This window comes from Pseudomonas floridensis (assembly GCF_002087235.1).
Taxonomy (GTDB): Bacteria; Pseudomonadota; Gammaproteobacteria; order Pseudomonadales; family Pseudomonadaceae; genus Aquipseudomonas; species Aquipseudomonas floridensis.
The window spans coordinates 47,210-67,407 of the sequence record NZ_MUIO01000075.1 but is presented as its reverse complement, the minus strand read 5'-3'; the positions used below and the strand labels follow the sequence as shown (position 1 = coordinate 67,407).

The window sequence follows — 20,198 nt, the reverse complement described above, 5'->3', positions numbered from 1 at the left end:
CGCATGTTCAAGGTGTCGATCCCACACGCCAGCGAAGGCTGTCGGCGTGCAGGCTGTGTGCAATGACGCGCCTGTTGGCGTCGGTCGGCTACTGGGTCGCCTTGTCCAGCACCTTGTCGGCCTTGTCGGCGGCGCGACTGGCGGTGTGCGCCGCCTGATTGGCGACAGTGGCGGCGCTTTCAACCCGGCCGACGGCTTCAGTGGTGCTCTCGGCCAGCCGATCCAGTCGGAGATCTCGTCGGCCCAGCGCGGCGTCATACGCTTTGCGGACTTCGGCCAGTTGCTGAGTGTGCTCGGCACTCGCCGACCACTGCCCGGCCTGAAACCCCAACATCAGGCATCCGACGATGAGCAATACGGCGATCACCCAGACTTCGATCTGCCGCCAGGCGCGCCGGGCGATGAAATCAATTACGCATCTGTGCATCGTTGGCACCTCCAAGCTGAGAACGAAGCCGGGCAATCTCGGCGCTCTGCGTAGTCACCTTGTCGGTGAGCTGCACGATGTGACTGGTCAGGGCCTCGATCTTGCCCTCCATGCGGCCAACGGCCGCCGCCAGCTCATTGCGCTCTCTGGCAAACTGATCGGCCCGCGCTTCAGCGTCCTTGCGGGCCTCCCGTTCGGAGTCGAGCAATTCGTTGAGCCGCCGCACGGTGCCAATGTCGGCGTTGTCCATCGCCCGGTCGGCGGCGTCTCTGGACAGAAACTTGCGCAGCCATAAAAAGCCGCCAAGCAGGATGGTGCCAGTGCCGCCCAGCCAGGTAGCTGTGCCTGGGCCTAGGTCGGTGGGGTCCATCTTTACTCCGCACATAAAAAAGGCCGCACAGAGGCGGCCGGGAAAACCAGAAAGAAACGCATCAATACACAGCGCTTACAGCCAAGCAATCATTGACCTTCAAGAAAATGAAATTTTTCATGAGGCATTTAATAGCGCTTACGATACGTAATGAGCAACGCAGTCCCTTTCTATACTCACGATGACCGCGTAATGAGTTCCCCCCTTATCTTTGGGAAGAGGGGGGAAGAGCGCTAGAACTTATAAACTACACGATCATACGTCTTGAACTCTCCGTGCTGTGGATAGAAAACGTTTGGCGGTTTACCCGGCGTCCAGCCAGACCGTGCCCACAGTGGAGTTCCAAGACAGATTACGAAAGCACCGTTGCTTTGAATCTGCCCATACGCGCCCGGGAAACCAGCAGTATTCGTTTGCCAAACGGCGGCACCGTTGGTCGCGTAGATAACAAAGTTACCATCAGATTGCATCGTGGCCTGGACACCGCCTAGCCCAGATACGCCTGCATTCCAAACCACGGAACCGTCTTGGGCAAATACTGCGAGATTTCCGTCATTCAAAAATACAAGAGAGTACGCACCCACTGTATAACGCCTATCCACCTCAAGGCTCACGCCAGGTGGGAAAATAAAAACCTCATCAGAGTTAGGTAATAGCGTCGTGTTAAGCGTGGTAAAAAGAGCATTTATATCAAGCGTCACAATATTTCCGTCATCCTGAACGCTTAGATGAGATCGGTACCACAAGCCTTCCTCACTTCTACCCGTTGAAGCGGTCCAAAATCTGCTACGCTCAGCGTCTTCCAGAAATATTGAATTGCTCACATAGAAACGCGTTTCGACAAATCCTCTATTAAACAAATCACTGCTGTACGGCTGACTGGAATCCGCCACCCAAATAGCAGCCTCCCCATCAAAAAGCACCAAATTGGAGTCGGATTGGAGAGCGAGTTTATAACGACCATCAGGTGATACTAAATATTGACCGATTACCATGTATTGATTAGGAGGAAGTACGTTTGTGCCCGAGCGTTTAAAAGGCGTGTAGGTTATTTGAGAAGCCATAATTAAGTCCTTATTTAGTCAACTTTTTAAGTGCGGAAAACTCCGCTTTGATGTCGCTCCAAGGCGATGACTCAAGGCTCTCGGCCTTCATATGATTCAATGTTCCGCATCGAGAACATTTAATCTGGAGTTCAGTGCACTCACCCACTCGGGCGAGCAATCTTTTGCATTGTCCGCATCTGCATTCTTTCAGCATTAGGAATGCCTTTTCGTGTTGTCGTCCAATAAAAAACCCGCCGAGGCGGGTTCAAGTAAGCGATCCGTGACTGGGCCAGCAATTACGAGGCATCTTTGTGAGGCAGCTCCGAGGCGCAAATCGCATATCGTGGGACCTTTTTACCCCCCTCCGGAAAGGCTGGAAAGGGGCAATTTTGGGGTGGGTCGAGTTTGACCGGAGTTCAACACGAGTTCGACCACAGCTGTGCAGCCAGCCCGGATGAGCGGTGCAGAACACCGCATGATCCAGCGCGCATTCAAGCCCTGCGCGCCGCCGCTTTATGATGGCTTCTCGAAGCACTGCGCGCCGCAAGGGCGGCTAGAACCCGCTGGTGAAGCTTGTCGACCCAATTGCGATAGGTTCGATCAGCGCCTTCATTGATGCCCAGCAAGCGCATTTGCTCGCGGACCGGTACTGACTCCACATAACGAAGGCTGGCCAACTGTGCCAGTTCCGGCCCTCGCCCTTTGACCGGGCCGCGCGCCATCTCGGCTACCGCGGCTTCGACTTCGCTGCTTATATAGTCCATGCCGCTGCCATTGCCCACCAGCGACCGCGAACCCGGCGTGCTGCGCGGGATGTAGGCACCCCATTGCATGATCCCGGCCATCGGGCTGCTCAAACCGCCACCCAGCCCGATACGCATCCGCTGCTCACCCCAATGCACCATCACCGCTTCTACTTCTTCAATCATTGTGCTTCTCCTGTCTGGCGTGTTTCAGGCGCACGGTTTTGCGCCTCTGGAAATGCCAGACAATACAATCTGTATTTTTTATGCACAACAAGACATTACAATGTGTATATTGAAGATCACCCTACAGCCTGTATGATTCGACGCATGAATAAATGGTATGAAGTCGCAAGACAGGTCATGGACACCCAGCAGATCAGCCAGGAAGAAATGGCTGAACGCATGGGGGTAACCCCGGGCGCGGTGGGCCATTGGCTGAACGGCAAGCGCGAGCCGAAGATCGAAGTCATCAACCGATTGCTGGCCGAGCTGGGCCTGCCGATCCTCACCACTTCGATTCCGGGGAACGAGCCTGGACAGCAGAACGTGGCGCCCACGGTGCAGCCTTCGCGCTTCTATCGGTATCCGGTGATCAGCTGGGTAGAGGCAGGTGGCTGGAACGAGGCGGTCGAGCCTTATCCGGTCGGCTACTCGGACACCTTCGAGCTGAGCGATTATAAAGCCAAGGGCCGCGCTTTCTGGCTGGTGGTGCGTGGCGACTCGATGACGGCGCCCGCAGGCCAGAGCATTCCGGAAGGCATGTTGGTTCTGGTGGACACGGGTATCGAGCCAACCCCCGGCAAGCTGGTTATCGCCAAGCTTCCCGAAAGCAACGAGGCGACGTTCAAGAAGCTGGTCGAGGATGCCGGGCGTTATTTCCTCAAACCGCTTAACCCGGCCTACCCCACCATCGCGGTCAGTGAAGAGTGCAAACTGATCGGTGTCATCAGACAGATGACGATGCGCCTCTGAGTCCTCTCGATATGCCCGAAGCCCCGCCAAGCGGGGCTTTTTAATGGGCGACGTTCAAGCGACGCGCTGACAGATAGGAAAGGTTTGCCGCTTGCGTGGGAAATATTACTCAACTACTGTATGCACATACAGTAAAAAGGAGTTCACGCATGCAAAACCTGACACCCGATGTATCGCAACATGATGCCTATCTGGCGCTCGCCCAGCGTATCCAAGACCTGATCACCAGTCCCAAGGCGCAGATCGATCATCAGGTGCTGCTGATACGTGAACGGGGCGAGTCGCTCCTTCATTGGGAGCAGATCGTGGAAGAGATCAGCGAGGCTGAAGGCATTACTGTGACCCGCAACCTTGAGACCGGCTCGGTGAACGTGTCCTGGTACGTCGACTCTGCAGACACCTGCTAATACAAAACGTATTTAATACTACAAACTGTATTGCAGTGTTTTACTACATATCGTATTGTTTGTTTGCACCTCGTTATGGAGTACGAACATGCAAACCACACGACAACTGACACGCTGCCCGGTTTATCTGCACCCGGCAGCCTGCGACAGACATCTCATACAGATGATCCAGCGCCAGACCGGGCAATTCCTGGTTGTGGCCAACAACCGGCCCAAGGCCTCGCCCGTCATCGATTCGCACTCTGCCCCCTTGGGCGGAGATGCGGCGTGACGTTGCACTTTTTACCTGTACACAGAAAAGGGAGTCACGGAATGAACGACATACTCGACCAACTTCGCAAGGAATTCGCAACGCCGTGCCCATCGCTGAGTGCGGTGAGAGAGCGCTATTTCTCGCACTTGTCCAACGACCGCAACCTGTTGCGCAAGATCAACGCCGGGCGTATCGCGTTGAAAGTCAGCCGTACCGGTGGCACCCGTCAGGGTCATCCGTTCGTCTACCTGCATGACCTGGCCAACTACCTTAACGACATCGTCACAGACAAGGCCGCATGATTCGCAAACGTGATGGAGCAACCACTGGGCGGTAACTTCCTTCAGTACTGGCGGTCATGAAGAGGCTTGCTACGTTTCCTAGATAGAATAAAAACAGGAAAGGATCTTTCTCATGATCATGACATCAAGGCGATGGCCATTTGCGGCCTGTCTACTTTCGCTGGCCTGTAGCTCAGCCGTCGCCGCCCCTTATTCGACCATGGTGGTCTTCGGCGACAGCCTCGCGGACGCTGGTCAGTTTCCGGATACCGACGGACCCGCCGGTGCCACTTTGCGCTTCACCAACCGAGTCGGCCCGACTTATCAGGACGGCAGCGGCGAGGTGTACAACCTCAATTCATCGACGCTCATCGGCAGGATGCTCAATGTCCCCGCAGGCGATCTTGCGCCCTCTACCTCGCCGGTCAACGCAGCGCTGGGCCTGCCGGACGGTAACAACTGGGCGGTGGGCGGCTATCGGACCGATCAGATTCTGGATTCGATCACGACCCGATCCGACACCGTGACCCCGATCACCAGCGGATCGCAGACCGTGTTGCGCAGCCGTACGGGTTATCTGCCCGCCAACGGCTTGCGGGCAGACCCGAACGCGCTCTATTACCTGACAGGGGGCGGTAACGATTTCCTGCAGGGACGTGTGTTGAGTTCCGGCGACGCCGAAGATGCCGCAGACCGCTTGGCCGACAGCGCGCAGGTGCTGCAGCAGGCTGGCGCACGTTACATCATGGTCTGGCTGCTGCCGGACATCGGCAAAACGCCAGCCTTGAGCGGCACCGTGCTGGAGTCAACGACCTCCAGACTCAGCGCCCGATTCAACGAACAACTGGTGAGCCGTCTGACGCAGGTTGACGCGCAGATCATCCCGCTCAACGTGCCGCTGCTGATCAGCGAAACCCTCACCTCTGCGGCGCGCTTCGGCTTCGACCCGAATGAAGACCTGGTGGGCACCTGTTTCAGCGGCGATAACTGCGACGAAAGCGCTACTTACGGTCGTTCCGGCACGACGCCCGATCCAACCAAGCTGTTCTTCAACGATCGCGTCCACCCGACCGAAGCCGGTCAGCGCTTGTTGGCCGACTATGCGTATTCATTGCTGTCGGCACCGTGGGAAATCACCCTGCTGCCTGAAATGGCCAACACCACCCTGCGCGCCCACCAGGACGAACTCCATGCCCAATGGCTCAGCGATTTCGGCAACTGGCAGGCAGTCGGGCAATGGCAAGGCATCCTCTCGGCGGGAGGTCAGAAACTGGACATCGATGCTCAGGACACGTCAGCAGACGCTGATGGAAAAGGCTATAACCTGACCATCGGCACCAGTTACCGTTTCGCCGACCACTGGCGCACGGGTGTGGTCGCCGGGGCTTATCGCCAGAATCTGGAAGCGGGTCCAAGAGATTCGGACTACAAGCTCAACAGCTACATCGCCACGGCGTTTCTGCAATACCAGGCCAACCACTGGTGGGGCGACCTGGCGGCTTCCGGCGGCAAGCTGGACTACGAGAATGCCGAACGTAAATTCGCGCTGGGCGTGAGCGAAGGTCAAGAGAAAGGTGACACTGATGGCGAAATGTGGGCCGTCAGCGCCCGCATTGGTTTCGACCTCGCAGGGACAGCCAGCCGCTGGCACCTGTCGCCTTTCGTCAGCGCGGATTATGCGGACATCGACGTGGACGGCTACTCCGAGGAAGGTACTCGCTCGACCGCACTGACCTTCAGCGACCAGACACGCAAATCCCGTCGGGCGGGCGTGGGTTTGCAGGGCAAGTTCCAGGTCACATCGTCAACCCAGATCTGGGGAGAAGTGGCGCGTGAACGGGAGTTCGAGACTGACCAGCAGGACGTGACCCTATCACTCAACAGCCTGCCATCCATCGACTTCACGCTGGACGGCTATACCCCGCAACGCAACCTGAACCGGGCCACCTTCGGCGTCAGCCAGAAGCTGACTCAGGACCTCACGCTGCGTGCCAATTACAACTGGCGCAAGAACGACGACGTGACGCAGCAGGGTGCCAACGTGGCGTTGAGTCTGAACTTCTGAGCACTGCCTTCGTGGACAAGTCCACTCCTACGGCAACTGCCAGTGGGAGCGGACTTGTCCGCGAAAAAGCCGGTGCAGACACCGAAAATCAGCACCGAAAACACCGCCTTCGTGGACAACTCCACTCCTACGGCAACTGCCAGTGGGAGCCAACTTGTCCGCGAAAAAGCCGGTGCAGACACCAACAAATCAGCACCGAAAACACCGTCTTCGTGGACAAGTCCCCTCCTACGGCAACTGCCAGTGGGAGCGGACTTGTCCGCGAAAAAGCCGGTGCAGACACCAACCAATCAGCGCCGAAAACACCGTCTTCGTGGACAAGTCCACTCCTACAGCAACTGATCAGTGAGGGATGCTTCGAGTGCAATCTCAGGCACCAGACAGATTGAACCGCTCACTCCGCCGCGGTCTGCTCCGCCAGCGCCACCGCCCGGAACATCGCGCGACGTTTGTTGAGCGTCTCTTCCCACTCCAGCGCAGGCACCGAGTCAGCCACAATCCCGCCGCCCGCCTGTACGTGCAGCTCGCCGTTCTTGATCACTGCGGTACGAATCGCGATAGCGGTGTCCATGTTGCCATTCCAGGCAAAATACCCCACTGCCCCGCCATAAACACCGCGCTTGACCGGTTCCAGCTCATCGATGATTTCCATCGCACGAATCTTCGGTGCGCCCGACAAGGTGCCCGCTGGCAGAATCGCCCGCAGTGCATCCATCGCGGTCAGGCCGTCTTTCAACTGGCCGGTGACGTTGGAAACAATGTGCATCACGTTGGAATAGCGCTCGATGACCATTTTCTCGGTCAGCTTGACCGTGCCGATCTCTGACACGCGACCGGTATCATTGCGGCCCAGATCAATGAGCATCAAGTGCTCGGCAATTTCCTTGTCGTCGGACAGCAGGTCTTTTTCCAGCGCCAGGTCAGCGTCTTCGTTGGCGCCGCGTGGCCGCGTGCCAGCAATAGGACGCACGGTGATCAGATTGTCTTCGACCCGCACCAGCACTTCCGGCGAACTGCCGACCACATGGAAGTCACCGAAGTTGAAGAAGTACATGTAAGGCGTCGGATTGAAGCAGCGCAGCGCCCGATACAGATCGATGGGCGCGGCCTTGAAGTCAATGGACATGCGTTGCGACGGTACGACCTGCATCACGTCGCCCGCCAGAATGTACTGCTTGATGGTATCGACTGCCGCTTCGTAATCACTCTGCGTGAAACTGGAGCGAAATACCGGATCCGGCGCGGGCGGGCGATCCAGGTCCAGGCCGCGACGTGGCGTGATGGGCTGGCGCAGCTTGTCCATCAGTTCGTCGAGCTGCGCACGCCCCTGCTCGTAGGCATCCTGCTGCGCCGGATCGACCAGCACAATGGCGTGCATCTTGCCAGCCAGGTTGTCGAACACCACGACAGCGTCGGACACCATCAGCAGAATGTCAGGCACGCCCAATGGATCGGGGTTCGGACAGTTCGCCAGACGCTTCTCGACATAACGCACGCAGTCATAACCGAAATAGCCGACCAGCCCGCCATTGAAGCGCGGCAGACCGGCGATGGTCGGCACGTTGTAACGCGCCTTGAACGCCTCGACGAACGCCAGTGGGTCTTCGGACTCGAGGCTTTCGATCTCGACGCCGTCATGAGTAATGCTGATGCGCTGGCCATGCACGCGCAGTACCGTGCGGCATGGCAGACCGATGATCGAGTAACGCCCCCACTTCTCGCCGCCCTGAACGGACTCCAGCAAATAGGAGTTCGGCTGGTCGGCCAGTTTCAGGTAGATCGACAGCGGCGTGTCGAAGTCAGCCAGGGTTTCGCGGGCCAACGGGATGCGGTTGTAGCCGTCAGCGGCCAAACGCAGGAATTCTTCACGGTTCATGAGCAACCTCGTGGTGTGAGGATAAATCGGTCAAGTAGGCAAACGTACCGGCAAGCCGGCCAGGATCAAGTCAGGCGCGCCAACGCCAGCGGGCCAGAGCCTTCATGACTTTCATCCAGAGTTTGCGAGTGACCACCACGATGGAATCTCTATGGGAGGGACGTTCGATGTCGGGCAACAGTATCTCAGCGTCCTGATCCAGGCAACCGGGAATCAGCTTGCGCAGATCGTCGATCACCATGGCCGGGGATTCCTCGGCAATCGGGCGACCGTGGTTGTAGCCATAGCTCAGCGCGACACACGCCACACCGGCGGCCTTGGCGGCTTGCACGTCGGTACGCGAATCGCCGACGAACAGGGATTGCGAGGCCGGGACGCCGGCCATTTTCATGACAAAAAACAACGCGGCGGGGTCCGGCTTCTTCTGCGGCATGGTGTCGCCACCAACGATCCAGCGAAAGAAGCGGCCCAGCTTCATCTCGTCGAGCAGCGGCGCAACGAAACGCTCCGGCTTGTTGGTGATCAGCGCCATCTGCACGCCCATCTTCTGCAGCCATTTCAGGGTTTCACGCACGCCGGGATAGACCACGGTGAACTCGTGCTTTTCTGCGTAGGCTTGCATGAATATCTCGAGACCCTGTTCGGCCAGCGCGTCATCGACACCGTTGTGATCGATGTCGTTGGCCAGTGCCCGGCGCACCAGCACCGGAGCACCGTTGCCGACCCAGGCGCGCACCGATTCCAGACCCGCCGCAGGGCGGCCTAGCTGGAGCAACATTTTGTCCACCGCGACGGCCAGGTCCGGTACCGAATCCACGAGGGTGCCGTCCAGATCGAACATGATCAGCTTGGGCAGTTGACCTGCGAACAGCTGCTCGAAGCCGCTCATGCGCGGGCAGACGCCAGTTCGCTGCGCATCTTTTCGATCACTTCGCGGTAATCGGGGGCATTGAAGATCGCAGAGCCGGCCACGAAGGTATCGGCACCGGCGGCGGCGATCTCACGGATGTTGTTGACGTTGACGCCGCCGTCGATCTCCAGACGGATGTCGCGCCCCGAGGCGTCGATCAAAGCGCGTGCTTCACGCAGTTTGTTGAGGGTGCCGGGAATGAACTTCTGGCCACCGAAGCCTGGGTTGACGCTCATGAGCAGGATCATGTCGACCTTGTCCATGACGTACTCCAGCAGGTTCAACGGCGTCGCCGGGTTGAACACCAGACCCGACTTGCAGCCGCCTTCACGGATCAACTGCAGCGAGCGGTCGATGTGTTGGGTGGCTTCAGGGTGAAAGGTGATGTAGGTGGCACCGGCCTCGACGAAATCGCCGATGATCCGGTCCACCGGGCTGACCATCAGGTGCACATCGATAGGGGCTGTCACACCATATTTACGCAGCGCGCTGCACACCATCGGACCAATGGTCAGGTTCGGGACGTAGTGGTTGTCCATGACATCGAAATGGACGAAGTCCGCGCCAGCGGCCAGGACATTGTCGACTTCCTCGCCCAGGCGGGCGAAGTCAGCGGAAAGAATCGATGGGGCAATAACGAAGGGCTGCATGACGCACCTGTTTGAGCAGAATCACGGTGGCGCGCATTGTACTCCAACGTTTCTTAATATGTCGCAGATCGCCCGCTGACGTAGGCGCTCCCCTGTTCGCGAAATGCCCGTGCAGACGCTGGAAATGCGGCGTTTTGATAAAGCGTTCGCGGACAAGTTGGCTCCCACGGGCGCCTCACAGAGCGAAGGCCTGGTCGAGTGGGAGCGAACTTGTTCGCGAAGAGGCCCGGGCAGGCGCTGGAAATGCGGCGTTTTGATAAAGCGCCGCAAGACACGGTCAGGCCACCTGAGTCCTCAATTTCTCGCTACGCCCACGCAACCATTCCAGCACCAGCAGCAACACGACCGAAAAGCCGATCAGCAAGGTCGCGGCGGCAGCGATGGTCGGGCTGAGGTTTTCGCGAATGCCGCTGAACATCTGGCGTGGCAACGTCGCTTGTTCAGGCCCGGCCAGGAACAGTGTGACGACCACCTCATCGAACGAGGTCGCGAACGCGAACAAGGCACCCGAAATCACGCCCGGAGCGATCAGAGGTAAGGTCACCCGACGAAATGCCGTCAATGGCGAAGCACCCAGGCTGGCCGCCGCACGCACCAGATTGTGATTGAAGCCCTGCAATGTCGCCGACACGGTGATGATCACGAACGGCACGCCCAATACCGCGTGCACCAATATCAGCGAGGTATAACTGTTGCCCAACCCAAGCGGAGCGAAAAACAGATAGCTGGCCACACCGACGATGACCACCGGCACCACCATCGGTGAAATCACCAGCGCCATGACCAGCGCCTTACCGGGAAAATGGCCACGCGTCAGGCCAATCGCCGCCAGCGTGCCGAACACCATCGCCAGCAGCGTGGCGGCCGGGGCGACGATCATGCTGTTCTTCAGCGCTCGCATCCACTCGGCCGAATTGAAGAAGTCCTGATACCAGTGCAGGGAAAACCCTTGCAGCGGATAGACCAGAAAACTGCCGGAATTGAACGACAGCGGCACGATGACCAGCACCGGCAGCACGAGAAACAGCAGCACCAGCGCACAGAGGATACGCAGCGCGTAATGCCAGATACGCTCGATCGGCGACGTGTAGGGATTCAACATGGTGACGCTCCTCAGCTCAGACGCAGGCGGCTGGCGCCGACCAGCCAGCTATAGATCAGATACAACACGATGGTCGCCAACAGCAGCAGACCGCCCAGCGCGGTGGCCATGCCCCAGTTGATACTGGTGTTGGTGTAGAACGCGACGAAGTAGCTGACCATCTGATCGTTCGGGCTGCCCAGCAATGCCGGGGTGATGTAGTAGCCGATCGACAGAATGAACACCAGAAGGCAACCGGCACCGATTCCGGCATAAGTCTGTGGAAAGTACACACGCCAGAAACTGCTGAACGGATGGCAGCCCAGCGAAATGGCGGCGCGCATGTAGGTCGGGGAAATGTTCTTCATCACGCTGTAGATCGGCAGGATCATGAACGGCAGCATGATGTGCACCATCGAGATGTAGACGCCGACCCGGTTGAAGACCAGCTCCAGCGGCTTGTCGATGATGCCCATCGCCAGCAGCGCGCTATTGATCAATCCGCTGGACTGCAGCAGCACGATCCAGGCCGCGACGCGCACCAGAATCGAGGTCCAGAACGGCAGCAGCACGAGAATCATCAGCAGGTTGCTTTGACGCGAAGGCAGGCTGGCCAGCAGATAGGCCAGCGGATACGCCAGCACCAGACAGATGACGGTGATGACAAACCCCATCCAGAAGGTACGGGCGAAAATATCCAGGTAAATCGCCTGATCGGGTGTCGCTGGCGCCACTTCACCGAGATCGTCGATACGATGATCGACGGCGGCCAACACGTAGTACGGCGTGATGCTGCTGGTGTTGCGCCGCACGGCTTGCCAGTAGGCGGGATCGCCCCAACGCTCATCCAGCGCTTCGAGCGCTTCTTTATAAGAGGCAGGTTCAGTCTTGAACGGCAGCGCGCGAGCAGTCTTGCTCAGCAGACTGCGGTAACCGGCCAGTTCCATGTTCAGGCGCTTGGACAGCTCGCCCAGGGTTGAATTTTTGCGGGTTTCAGCCAGGTCCAGGCTCAGCGCCTTGTAGACCGACTCGGGCGGCAGCCCTTTTCCATCCCATTTCTGAACTTCGATGACGGTGCTCGGCAAAGCGGCAACGACTTCCGGGTTACTGACGCTTTTGTAGAGCAGCGCGGCGATCGGCACCAGAAACACCAGCAGCAGGAAGATGACCAGCGGCGCGATCAGCGCCTGAGCCTTCCAGCGATTGACTCGCTCTGCACGTGCGAGACGTTGCTTCAAGTTGGGGCTGGCGCCTTCAGTCAGGGGCACGGCGGTGGCCATAGCGAACTCCGGAATCTTTCAACGAAGAGGGTGCTCCCTGACACAGGAAGCACCCGGATCTAACTCAACGTGACACGGTTACCTGGCAGCCCAGGCAGTGAAGCGCTGCTCCAGGGATTCGCCGTTATCGGTCCAGAACGCAACATTCATCTGCACCTGATCCTTGATGTTTTCAGGGGTGGTCGGCATGTTCTGCAGGGTTTCCTTATCCAGCAACGCGACGGCCTGAGTGTTGGCCGGACCGTAGGCGATGTTCTGCGAGTAAGTCTTCTGCTGCTCAGGGCTCAAGCTGTAGGCGATGAACTTCTTCGCCGCTTCTGCGTTTTTGGACCCTTTTGGAATGGCCCAGGCGTCGAAGTCGTAGACGCCGCCGGTCCACACCACTTTCAGGTTGCTCTCTTTCTGTACGGCAGCGATGCGGCCGTTGTAGGCCGAGCTCATCACCACGTCGCCGGACGCAAGGTACTGAGGCGGCTGCGCGCCTGCTTCCCACCATTGAATGTTAGGCTTGAGCTCATCGAGCTTCTTGAACGCACGGTCCTGACCGTCTTTGCTGGCCAGCACTTTATAGACGTCTTTTGGCGCTACACCGTCGGCCATCAGAGCGAATTCCAGCGTGTACTTGGCGCCCTTGCGCAGACCGCGCTTGCCCGGGAATTTCTTGGTGTCCCAGAAATCGGCCCAACCGCTCGGCGCACTGGCAACCTTGTCGGCGTTGTAGGCCAGCACCGTGGACCAGACGAAGAAACCGGCGCCGCATGTGGTAATCGCACCCGGCACGTAGTCCGCAGACTTGCCCAATATGGCCGGATCAAGTTCTTCGAACATGTCTTCGTCACAGCCGCGCGCCAGCTCGGGCGACTCGACCTCCACCAGGTCCCAGGACACGCTCTTGGTGTCGACCATGGTCTTGACCTTGGCCATTTCACCGTTGTACTCACCGGCGATGATCTTGCCGTTGCCGGCCTTTTCCCACGGCGCGTAGAAGGCTTTTTCCTGCGCGGCCTTGTTGGCACCGCCGAAGGAAATGACAGTCAGGTCAGTGGCTGCCATGGCTTGCGCTGCGCACATCATGCCCAAGGTGATGGCGGTGAACTTCAATGGTTTCAGCATTTATTCTTTTCTCCACGAGCAGTGTTGGTAAGCGATTGGAGGTGGGCGATCGATTCGCCTCTGTTGTTGCTTTTATCGATGGATCAATGCTCTTGCTGCAAGGGATCGAGCGCGCGGACATGCTCGACTTGCCATCCGATGGGCACGACGTCACCAACGCTCAGCGCCGGATCCAGCTCGGCGATGGGCTGCTTGACGAAGAAGTCCGTCTTGCCCGCCACTTCCAGACGCACACGTACGTGATCGCCCAGGTAGATGAACTCGGCCACACGACCGGAAAACCGGTTCGCGCAGTTCTCGCTGCGGCCGTTGAGGTTGATGCGCTCAGGACGAATCGACAGGGTGACCGGAGCGCCCGGCTGACCGACGTTGACTGCCAACGCATGCACCTTTTCGCCACGCTCCAGCTCGACCACGCAACGATCGCCGTCATGACTGACCAGACGCCCGTTGAGACGGTTGTTCTCGCCAATGAAATTGGCCACGAAGGTGTTTTTCGGCTCTTCATAAAGGCTGCGAGGCGGCGCGATCTGCTGGATTTCGCCCTGATGAAACACTGCGACACGATCGGACATGGTCAAGGCCTCGCCCTGATCGTGGGTCACGTAGACCACGGTCACACCGAGACGCTGATGCAGGTGCTTGATTTCCATCTGCATGTGTTCACGCAGCTGTTTATCGAGTGCGCCGAGCGGTTCGTCCATCAATACCAGTTGCGGTTCGAACACCAGGGCGCGAGCCAGCGCCACGCGCTGCTGCTGCCCGCCCGACAACTGCGCCGGGTAACGATGCGCGAACGTATCCAGCTGGACCATGCCCAGCGCACGCTTCACTTTTTCTCCGATGTCGGTCTTGCTCATGCCACGTACCGACAGCGGGAAAGCCAGATTCTCGGACACGGTCATGTGCGGGAACAGCGCGTAATTCTGGAACACCATGCCGATGTCGCGCTTGTGCGGCGGCACGTTGTTGATGGCACGGCCGCCGAGCAGGATCTCGCCCGCGGTCGGGGTCTCGAAACCGGCGAGCATCATCAGGCTGGTGGTTTTGCCGGAGCCGGACGGCCCGAGCAGGGTCAGGAACTCGCCTTTGCGAATGTCCAGGTTGAGATCTTTGACGATCAGTGCTTCGCCGTCGTAGCTCTTCTGCACACCACGAAAGCTGACCAGAACATCACTTGCTCCAGCGCTTGTATCGACGTCGCTCATTACCCACACCTTTGTTTTGTCTGCGTGGCATCAAGACTAGAACAGCCTCGAGGCCCCGAAAATCGGGGGTGATGAGAGATTAGCCTAGGCGGGCTGGAAGGCCTGGGGTAGGGATTGCCCTACAACGATGGCGGGAATGGACATGTTTTCGAAATAACACGGCATCGGGTGGGGGCGGACCGGGCGACGCTCCGCTTGTCCGCGATGGATCGCCAACCCTGCGCATCTGCGTCGCCTGCCCATTTGTCGCGGACACGTCCGCTACCACGAGCTGGTGTTCAGAATCTGATGCATGTCGTTTTCAGACTCAGAGCAGCTTGTGCTCCATCGCGTATTTGACGAGGTCGGCCAGCGAGTTGAGTTTCATCTTCTGCATCAGACGAGCCTTGTGAGTGCTGATGGTCTTGCTGCTCAGCGCCAGTTGCTGGGCGATATCGTTGACGTTCGCCCCTTGGGCCAAACGCTCGAAAACGGAAAACTCGCGTTCCGACAGCAGTGAATGCAAAGGGCGATTGTCGGTGAGGCCAACCTCGAACACCATCCGGTCGGCCAGTTCCGGATCGATATAACGCCCGCCCGCCGCGACCCGGCGGATCGCTGTCAGCAACAGAGCCGGGTCACTGTCCTTGGTGGCGTACCCGGCGGCGCCGATCTTCAGCGCACGCGCGGCCATCTGCGCCTCGTCGTGCATCGACAGCACCAGAATGGCTGGCGGATTGTCCAGCGCACGAATCCGCGGAATGGCTTCCAGACCGTTGACGCCGGGCATGGAAATATCCAGCAGCACCACTTCGCAGGTCACATGGCGCAGGGTGTCGAGCAACTGTTCGCCGTTACTCGCCTCGCCCACCACTTGCAGGTCTCTGGCCAGGCCGATCAATTGCTTGATCCCCTCGCGCACGATAGTGTGGTCTTCAGCTACCAGTACACGAATCACTTTTCTCGCTCCTGTCCAGCGGGGTCCAACGGAATATAGGCGCGCAAGGTTGTGCCCTCACCCGGCTCGCTGTCCAGCTCCAATCGACCGCCCAGCATCAGAACACGCTCGCGCATCCCGACCACACCAAACGACACCGTTCTGCCGGGTTCGATGTCACCGCTGACAAAGCCCTGCCCGTCATCGGCAATGGTCATGCACATCACGCCCCGCTCCAGGGTCAGGCTGATCTCGACCGTGTGCGCCTGCGCGTGGCGCATCACATTGGTCAGCGCCTCCTGAAGAATCCTGAACATGCCGGTCGCCCGCGCATCGCTGAGGACCGGCAAATTGTCCGGAACCTGCACCAGACAAGGGATCTGCGTGCGCGCCTCGAAACGACGGGCCTGCCACTCAATGGCCGAAGCGATACCCGCGTCGAGAATCGGCGGCCGCAGCGCTGTGGCCACGTCGCGGACCAACTGGAACAGCTGCGCGATTAGTTTCTTCATGCTGACCAGCCGCTCACTCAAGCCAGGGTCAAGTTCAGCGTAGGCCAGTTCGCACATCGAGGTTTCCAGCTTGAGCACGGTCAGCATCTGCCCAAGCTCGTCATGAACCTCGCGTGCAATTCGGGCCTTCTCTTCTTCACGCACGCTCTCCAGATGCGCCGACAACTCACGCAACTGATCATGGGCGCGACGACGCTCGCTGACATCGCTGAGAAACACCACCAGGTACTCTGCCTCACGAAAACGCAGGAAGCTCAACGAGACATCCACCGGCAATACGCTGCCGTCGGCGCGCACGCAGTTGGTTTCAAAGAGCTGCGGACTGTCTTCAGCGGAGCGTGCGTTTTTCCACAGGTTGAGCCAGCGATCCATGTGCAGACCGGGGTCGAAATCGATCAAAGGCCGCTCGATCACCTGGCCCGTGCCATAGCCGAGGATGCTCTCGGCGGCACGATTGGCGTAACGCACGCGGCTGTCCCAGTTGACCCAGAGGATGCCGACGGTGCTCTGATCAATGGAAAACTGCGCCAGCCGCAACGCCTCCTCGCCCTGCACCCGGCGAGCGATGTCCTCGCGGGCGGCGAGCAACTCCTGCTCGAGCGCCTGCTGCTGGCGACGCTGCCAGACCACGATGGCGAAACAGGCCAGCAACATCACCAGCAACAGAATGCAGAGGTTTTTCCACAGTCCCGGCGACTCGCCGAAATGCGAAGGCGTCAGCGGCATCCAGCGGGTATGCAACTGATCAAGGTCCTTGGCCGGAACGGCGCGCAGCGCCTCGCCGATGATGGTCGCCAGTTCCGGCACATCTCGCCGTGAAGCGACTCGCAGCAGCAACGGCAGGCCGATGTCGCCCACTACCGCCAATCCGGAGAACTCGGGCTCGCGCAGCAGCCGACTGAGCTGAGCCTCATCGACCACTGCGTAGCGCGCCTGCTGGCTGAGCAGCAATTGCAGCGCCTGACGCTCAAGCGGCACACCCTGCAGATTGAGGTGTGGATAATTGCCGTGCAGATAGTCAGCCGTCGTGCTCGGCATGCGTACCGCAACGCGCGAACGGTTGTCGAGCTTGTCCAGATCCACGGCAGTGCTGCCGTCGCGCTCGCCGATCAGCAACTGTGAAACACGCAGGTACGGATCGGAAAACAGCCAGACCTTCAGTCCGGCAGGCGTCTGCGTGAGGCCTGGCGCGACATCCACTTCGCCATCGGCCAGCGCTTTCTCCAGCGCTGCCTGGTCAGAAAAATTGCGCCACACCAGCTCGACCGGCAACGTTGCAGCCAGCGCATTCATGAAATCGACATTGGCCCCGGACAGTTGCTGAAGGCGTTGATCGAATTGCGCATAAGGCGCACGCATCACCAACCCGACGCGCAGCGGGCCGTGCCGATTCAGCCAGTCGCGCTGGGTCTGACTCAATTGCGCACGCGACGACACATCGGGCTCATCAAGCTGTGCATTCGCCACTTGCGCCATCAAGAGCACAGCCAGGCAGCCGATAAAACCGATGCGCCGAAGACGAGTTAGCAACGTGTCGTTCTCATATGGTTATGTGACGGTCGCAGACCGCTCAGGCTCAGGCCTGACAAAAGCCGATCAACCCATTAGGCTGCCGGTATAGTTTCTGGCTTGGAATATCCGATGTCCCACACCATTCGCGCAATGTTTCCTGCATTGTTTCTGTCATTGATCGTACCTTGTGCGCCGTTTGCGACAGCGGCCGAGCCCGCCAAGGATGCCGCCGCCGAAGCACCTGTCGAGCGTGCACCCTTGCCCAGCCGGGCGCAGGAAGATGCAATTGCCCTTGAACGTCAACTGCCCGCGCAGGATATTCAACAGCTGCAAGCCGGGGAGGACACCTTTCTGGCGCTCTGGAAACCGGCCAACAGCGACGAGCCGCAAGGCACCGTCATCATTTTGCCCGGCGCGGGCGAATCGCCGGACTGGCCCGACGTGGTCGGACCGTTGCGCCGCAAATTCCCCAATGTGGGCTGGTCCAGCCTGAGCATTACCTTGCCGGATGCTCAGGACGACGCATTGATGCCGCGCGAGGCGGATGTCGCAGCCGATGCCAGTGCCGAAAAACCCAAGGACGCACCAAAGGATGCGCCTGCCAAGGACGCTGCCGCAGATGCTGAGGCGCAGGCGAGCGCCGACACGGCCAGAGCCGCGGCCGACGAAGAGCGCAACAAGGCTCAGGCCGAGCAGGTCTTTGCGCGCATTGAAAGCGCGATTGCCTTTGCGCAGCAGAACAAGGCGCACAGCATCGTCTTGCTCGGCCACAGCAGTGGTGCCTACTGGGCGACGCGCTTCATGAGCGAACGGCCTTCGCCGCTGGTGCAGAAACTGGTGATGGTGGCCGCACGCGAACCGGCCAATCGTCCGCCGACGCTGCTGGACATGGTGCCGACGCTGAAGGTCAAGACCGCCGATTTCATCTACAAGAACCAGGGCCAACAAGCTGCGACCGCCCGCCTGCAAGCCAGCAAGCGGGCCAAGGGACCAGGCTTTACTCAGGTCGGGCTGATCAACATTGTGGGCAATGAAGAGACCGAACAAGAACAGATATTCCGGCGCGTTCGTGGCTGGGTCGAGGCGCAATAGTCGGCAACGCGCCTCACCGACGTATCACTTGAAGCCGCGTCGCGCTTTGATCAATCGATAGGCGTTATGCAGCTCGCTGGTTTTCTCGGTCGCCACCCGCACCTGCAACGAACTGGCACCCGAACCCGCCACCTTGTCCGGATGATGGCGGCTGAGCAGGCGTCGGTATGCACGCTTGATGGTCAACGGATCCGTATCGGCCTGCACACCCAGCAGGAGCATCGCGCCTTTGTACGCATCGCCGCTGCTGATCGGCGGGCGCTTCATCGGATCATGGTCGGTGGCCAGGGCTTCGATCTGCGGCTCGGACCAGCCTAGCCACATTCCCCAGACACCAATCAACTCACGCTCGGCACGCGATGCCTTGCCGTCGGCCCAGGCCATTCGCCAGCAGGCGCGCAGCAGCCCTTCGGCACTGTCGGACTCGCCACGCAGGCGGCGCAGATAGCTGCGCAGCCCATCGCTGCCGTCCTTGCCCCGCTTGAAAGCATTGATCGCCCGAAGCTGATCTGCCTGACTCATGTTCAGACGCTGCATTTCGGCACGCGCCTGATGAATGTGGCTGGAAACCACCCGGCCATCGCATTTGGCCAGACGCCCGAGCAGCACGAACAGCAATTCGTCGTCATGGATGGCCGGACGCCCACCCAGACGCTCACGCAAATGCGCCCAGCTGTACAGCTTCAGACGGCGATCCAGTGCCTGCCCCAGCAAGGCGCCCAGCATCGCGCCGGGGATATCGGCAATTGCGTAACCGATCCCGGCGCCAGCCAGCGTACCCGGCCAGATCATTCAGCGCGTCCCGCCAGCAACTGCTCGACTTCAGCCAGCCGTTCATGGGTGCCGACATCCACCCAGCGCCCGCTGAAATGCTCACCGGTGACCAGCCCCTGCTGCATGGCACTGCGCAGCAAGGGGGCAAGCTTGAACGCACCCGCTTCACAACCGGCGAACAACCGCGGATGCAGAATCGCGATGCCACTGTACGTCAGGCGCTGTCCGGCAGACTCGTCATCGCGCACCTGTCCGTCGACCAGCGAAAAATCGCCCGTCGGGTGATGCGCCGGGTTGTCGATCAGCACCAGATGCGCGAGCCCGGACAGCGGTGTACGCAGCGCGGCGAAATCGTAGTCGGTCCAGATGTCGCCATTGACCACCACAAACGGTTCCTCGCCCAACAACGGCAGGGCGCGAAAGATGCCACCCCCGGTTTCCAGCGGTTCGCCTTCGGGGGAATAACGGATATCGAGGCCAAACCGCTCTCCGTTACCCAGGTAATCCTCAATCTGCTGACCCAGCCACGCATGGTTGATGACCAAGTCGTGAAACCCGTCCTCGCGCAAAGCGTTGAGGTGGTATTCGATCAATGGAACGCCGCCCGCACGCACCAAGGGTTTTGGCGTGTGCAGGGTCAACGGGCGCATCCGCTCGCCTTTTCCTGCGGCGAGAATCATCGCTTTCATGCAGTCCTCTTCAACACA

Annotated in this window: 22 protein-coding genes; 6 read left to right on the top strand and 16 right to left on the bottom strand. The window is 59.4% G+C overall.

The window, feature by feature from the left end; genetic code table 11:
- Positions 1–88: 88 nt before the first annotated feature.
- The 5 genes from BZK31_RS18745 to BZK31_RS18720 all read right to left on the bottom strand — a co-directional run bounded on the left by BZK31_RS18745 (position 89) and on the right by BZK31_RS18720 (position 2,772).
- On the bottom strand, positions 89–427 hold the full coding sequence (locus BZK31_RS18745) for a hypothetical protein (RefSeq protein WP_083184429.1): 339 nt from the start codon (positions 425–427) through the stop codon (positions 89–91).
- Entirely contained in the window at positions 408–797 is a 390-nt protein-coding gene (locus BZK31_RS18740; RefSeq protein ID WP_083184428.1) for a chemotaxis protein, read from the bottom strand. The genes BZK31_RS18745 and BZK31_RS18740 overlap by 20 nt, the downstream gene beginning before the upstream one ends.
- 233 nt (positions 798–1,030) lie before the next feature.
- On the bottom strand, positions 1,031–1,861 hold the full coding sequence (locus tag BZK31_RS18735) for a putidacin L1 family lectin-like bacteriocin (RefSeq protein ID WP_083184427.1): 831 nt from the start codon (positions 1,859–1,861) through the stop codon (positions 1,031–1,033).
- A 10-nt stretch (positions 1,862–1,871) separates the two neighbouring features.
- Complete coding sequence (locus BZK31_RS18730) at positions 1,872–2,057, bottom strand: Com family DNA-binding transcriptional regulator (RefSeq protein ID WP_083184426.1); 186 nt, start codon at positions 2,055–2,057, stop codon at positions 1,872–1,874.
- Positions 2,058–2,334: 277 nt separating this feature from the next.
- Positions 2,335–2,772: a hypothetical protein gene (locus tag BZK31_RS18720; protein WP_083184425.1), complete on the bottom strand. Its 438-nt coding sequence runs from the start codon at positions 2,770–2,772 to the stop codon at positions 2,335–2,337.
- Positions 2,773–2,949: 177 nt separating this feature from the next.
- Between BZK31_RS18720 and BZK31_RS18715 the strand changes: the two genes are divergently transcribed.
- The 5 genes from BZK31_RS18715 (at position 2,950) to estP (ending at position 6,567) form a co-directional block, all read left to right on the top strand.
- The gene (locus tag BZK31_RS18715; RefSeq protein WP_167378043.1) at positions 2,950–3,561 is read left to right on the top strand and encodes a LexA family protein; all 612 of its coding nucleotides are present in this window, start codon (positions 2,950–2,952) and stop codon (positions 3,559–3,561) included.
- 149 nt (positions 3,562–3,710) lie between these two features.
- Positions 3,711–3,968, top strand: a complete 258-nt coding sequence (locus BZK31_RS18710) for a DUF1654 domain-containing protein (RefSeq protein WP_083184423.1) — start codon at positions 3,711–3,713, stop codon at positions 3,966–3,968.
- 88 nt (positions 3,969–4,056) lie between these two features.
- Positions 4,057–4,239, top strand: coding sequence for a hypothetical protein (locus BZK31_RS18705; protein ID WP_083184422.1), 183 nt, complete (start codon positions 4,057–4,059; stop codon positions 4,237–4,239).
- A 41-nt stretch (positions 4,240–4,280) separates the two neighbouring features.
- The gene (locus BZK31_RS18700) at positions 4,281–4,523 is read left to right on the top strand and encodes a pyocin activator PrtN family protein (RefSeq protein WP_083184421.1); all 243 of its coding nucleotides are present in this window, start codon (positions 4,281–4,283) and stop codon (positions 4,521–4,523) included.
- A gap of 112 nt (positions 4,524–4,635) precedes the next feature.
- Positions 4,636–6,567 (top strand): esterase EstP, encoded by a 1,932-nt coding sequence (gene estP / locus BZK31_RS18695; protein WP_083184420.1) that lies wholly within the window; start codon positions 4,636–4,638, stop codon positions 6,565–6,567.
- A gap of 394 nt (positions 6,568–6,961) precedes the next feature.
- Here the strand turns inward: estP and trpE are convergent, their stop codons facing one another.
- The 9 genes from trpE to BZK31_RS18650 form a co-directional block, all read right to left on the bottom strand.
- Entirely contained in the window at positions 6,962–8,443 is a 1,482-nt protein-coding gene (gene trpE / locus BZK31_RS18690) for an anthranilate synthase component I (protein ID WP_083184419.1), read from the bottom strand.
- Between the two features lie 70 nt (positions 8,444–8,513).
- Entirely contained in the window at positions 8,514–9,332 is an 819-nt protein-coding gene (locus BZK31_RS18685; protein WP_083184418.1) for a phosphoglycolate phosphatase, read from the bottom strand.
- Positions 9,329–10,003 carry a ribulose-phosphate 3-epimerase gene (gene rpe / locus BZK31_RS18680; RefSeq protein WP_083184417.1) on the bottom strand — a complete coding sequence of 225 codons (675 nt, stop codon included), beginning with the start codon at positions 10,001–10,003 and terminating at the stop codon, positions 9,329–9,331. Before rpe ends, BZK31_RS18685 begins: the two co-directional genes overlap by 4 nt.
- A gap of 277 nt (positions 10,004–10,280) precedes the next feature.
- A complete protein-coding gene (locus BZK31_RS18675) occupies positions 10,281–11,105 on the bottom strand; it encodes an ABC transporter permease (RefSeq protein WP_083184416.1) in 825 nt (274 codons plus the stop codon).
- A gap of 11 nt (positions 11,106–11,116) precedes the next feature.
- Complete coding sequence (locus BZK31_RS18670) at positions 11,117–12,364, bottom strand: ABC transporter permease (RefSeq protein WP_083184415.1); 1,248 nt, start codon at positions 12,362–12,364, stop codon at positions 11,117–11,119.
- Between the two features lie 78 nt (positions 12,365–12,442).
- On the bottom strand, positions 12,443–13,477 hold the full coding sequence (locus BZK31_RS18665) for a polyamine ABC transporter substrate-binding protein (RefSeq protein ID WP_083184414.1): 1,035 nt from the start codon (positions 13,475–13,477) through the stop codon (positions 12,443–12,445).
- 83 nt (positions 13,478–13,560) lie between these two features.
- Entirely contained in the window at positions 13,561–14,685 is a 1,125-nt protein-coding gene (locus BZK31_RS18660; protein WP_083184413.1) for an ABC transporter ATP-binding protein, read from the bottom strand.
- 307 nt (positions 14,686–14,992) lie between these two features.
- A complete protein-coding gene (locus tag BZK31_RS18655) occupies positions 14,993–15,622 on the bottom strand; it encodes a response regulator (RefSeq protein ID WP_083184412.1) in 630 nt (209 codons plus the stop codon).
- A complete protein-coding gene (locus tag BZK31_RS18650; protein ID WP_244182702.1) occupies positions 15,619–17,589 on the bottom strand; it encodes a PAS domain-containing sensor histidine kinase in 1,971 nt (656 codons plus the stop codon). Before BZK31_RS18650 ends, BZK31_RS18655 begins: the two co-directional genes overlap by 4 nt.
- A gap of 165 nt (positions 17,590–17,754) precedes the next feature.
- On the opposite strand from BZK31_RS18650, the gene BZK31_RS18645 reads away from it, so the two are divergent.
- Positions 17,755–18,717 carry an alpha/beta hydrolase family protein gene (locus BZK31_RS18645; protein ID WP_167378038.1) on the top strand — a complete coding sequence of 321 codons (963 nt, stop codon included), beginning with the start codon at positions 17,755–17,757 and terminating at the stop codon, positions 18,715–18,717.
- Positions 18,718–18,741: 24 nt separating this feature from the next.
- Here BZK31_RS18645 and BZK31_RS18640 read toward each other — a convergent pair whose 3' ends face one another.
- Both BZK31_RS18640 and murU read right to left on the bottom strand, forming a co-directional pair.
- A complete protein-coding gene (locus BZK31_RS18640) occupies positions 18,742–19,509 on the bottom strand; it encodes a TerB family tellurite resistance protein (RefSeq protein WP_083184409.1) in 768 nt (255 codons plus the stop codon).
- Positions 19,506–20,180 carry an N-acetylmuramate alpha-1-phosphate uridylyltransferase MurU gene (gene murU, locus BZK31_RS18635; RefSeq protein ID WP_083184408.1) on the bottom strand — a complete coding sequence of 225 codons (675 nt, stop codon included), beginning with the start codon at positions 20,178–20,180 and terminating at the stop codon, positions 19,506–19,508. Before murU ends, BZK31_RS18640 begins: the two co-directional genes overlap by 4 nt.
- Positions 20,181–20,198: the final 18 nt, after the last annotated feature.

What these genes read in the sequence shown, in the direction of transcription:
- BZK31_RS18745 (WP_083184429.1), bottom strand. Translation starts at nt 427, where the DNA reads ATGCACAGATGCGTAATTGATTTCATCGCCCGGCGCGCCTGGCGGCAG.
- BZK31_RS18740 (WP_083184428.1), bottom strand. Translation starts at nt 797, where the DNA reads ATGGACCCCACCGACCTAGGCCCAGGCACAGCTACCTGGCTGGGCGGC.
- BZK31_RS18735 (WP_083184427.1), bottom strand. Translation starts at nt 1,861, where the DNA reads ATGGCTTCTCAAATAACCTACACGCCTTTTAAACGCTCGGGCACAAAC.
- BZK31_RS18730 (WP_083184426.1), bottom strand. Translation starts at nt 2,057, where the DNA reads ATGCTGAAAGAATGCAGATGCGGACAATGCAAAAGATTGCTCGCCCGA.
- BZK31_RS18720 (WP_083184425.1), bottom strand. Translation starts at nt 2,772, where the DNA reads ATGATTGAAGAAGTAGAAGCGGTGATGGTGCATTGGGGTGAGCAGCGG.
- BZK31_RS18715 (WP_167378043.1), top strand. Translation starts at nt 2,950, where the DNA reads ATGGACACCCAGCAGATCAGCCAGGAAGAAATGGCTGAACGCATGGGG.
- BZK31_RS18710 (WP_083184423.1), top strand. Translation starts at nt 3,711, where the DNA reads ATGCAAAACCTGACACCCGATGTATCGCAACATGATGCCTATCTGGCG.
- BZK31_RS18705 (WP_083184422.1), top strand. Translation starts at nt 4,057, where the DNA reads ATGCAAACCACACGACAACTGACACGCTGCCCGGTTTATCTGCACCCG.
- BZK31_RS18700 (WP_083184421.1), top strand. Translation starts at nt 4,281, where the DNA reads ATGAACGACATACTCGACCAACTTCGCAAGGAATTCGCAACGCCGTGC.
- estP (WP_083184420.1), top strand. Translation starts at nt 4,636, where the DNA reads ATGATCATGACATCAAGGCGATGGCCATTTGCGGCCTGTCTACTTTCG.
- trpE (WP_083184419.1), bottom strand. Translation starts at nt 8,443, where the DNA reads ATGAACCGTGAAGAATTCCTGCGTTTGGCCGCTGACGGCTACAACCGC.
- BZK31_RS18685 (WP_083184418.1), bottom strand. Translation starts at nt 9,332, where the DNA reads ATGAGCGGCTTCGAGCAGCTGTTCGCAGGTCAACTGCCCAAGCTGATC.
- rpe (WP_083184417.1), bottom strand. Translation starts at nt 10,003, where the DNA reads ATGCAGCCCTTCGTTATTGCCCCATCGATTCTTTCCGCTGACTTCGCC.
- BZK31_RS18675 (WP_083184416.1), bottom strand. Translation starts at nt 11,105, where the DNA reads ATGTTGAATCCCTACACGTCGCCGATCGAGCGTATCTGGCATTACGCG.
- BZK31_RS18670 (WP_083184415.1), bottom strand. Translation starts at nt 12,364, where the DNA reads ATGGCCACCGCCGTGCCCCTGACTGAAGGCGCCAGCCCCAACTTGAAG.
- BZK31_RS18665 (WP_083184414.1), bottom strand. Translation starts at nt 13,477, where the DNA reads ATGCTGAAACCATTGAAGTTCACCGCCATCACCTTGGGCATGATGTGC.
- BZK31_RS18660 (WP_083184413.1), bottom strand. Translation starts at nt 14,685, where the DNA reads ATGAGCGACGTCGATACAAGCGCTGGAGCAAGTGATGTTCTGGTCAGC.
- BZK31_RS18650 (WP_244182702.1), bottom strand. Translation starts at nt 17,589, where the DNA reads ATGGCGCAAGTGGCGAATGCACAGCTTGATGAGCCCGATGTGTCGTCG.
- BZK31_RS18645 (WP_167378038.1), top strand. Translation starts at nt 17,755, where the DNA reads ATGTCCCACACCATTCGCGCAATGTTTCCTGCATTGTTTCTGTCATTG.
- BZK31_RS18640 (WP_083184409.1), bottom strand. Translation starts at nt 19,509, where the DNA reads ATGATCTGGCCGGGTACGCTGGCTGGCGCCGGGATCGGTTACGCAATT.
- murU (WP_083184408.1), bottom strand. Translation starts at nt 20,180, where the DNA reads ATGAAAGCGATGATTCTCGCCGCAGGAAAAGGCGAGCGGATGCGCCCG.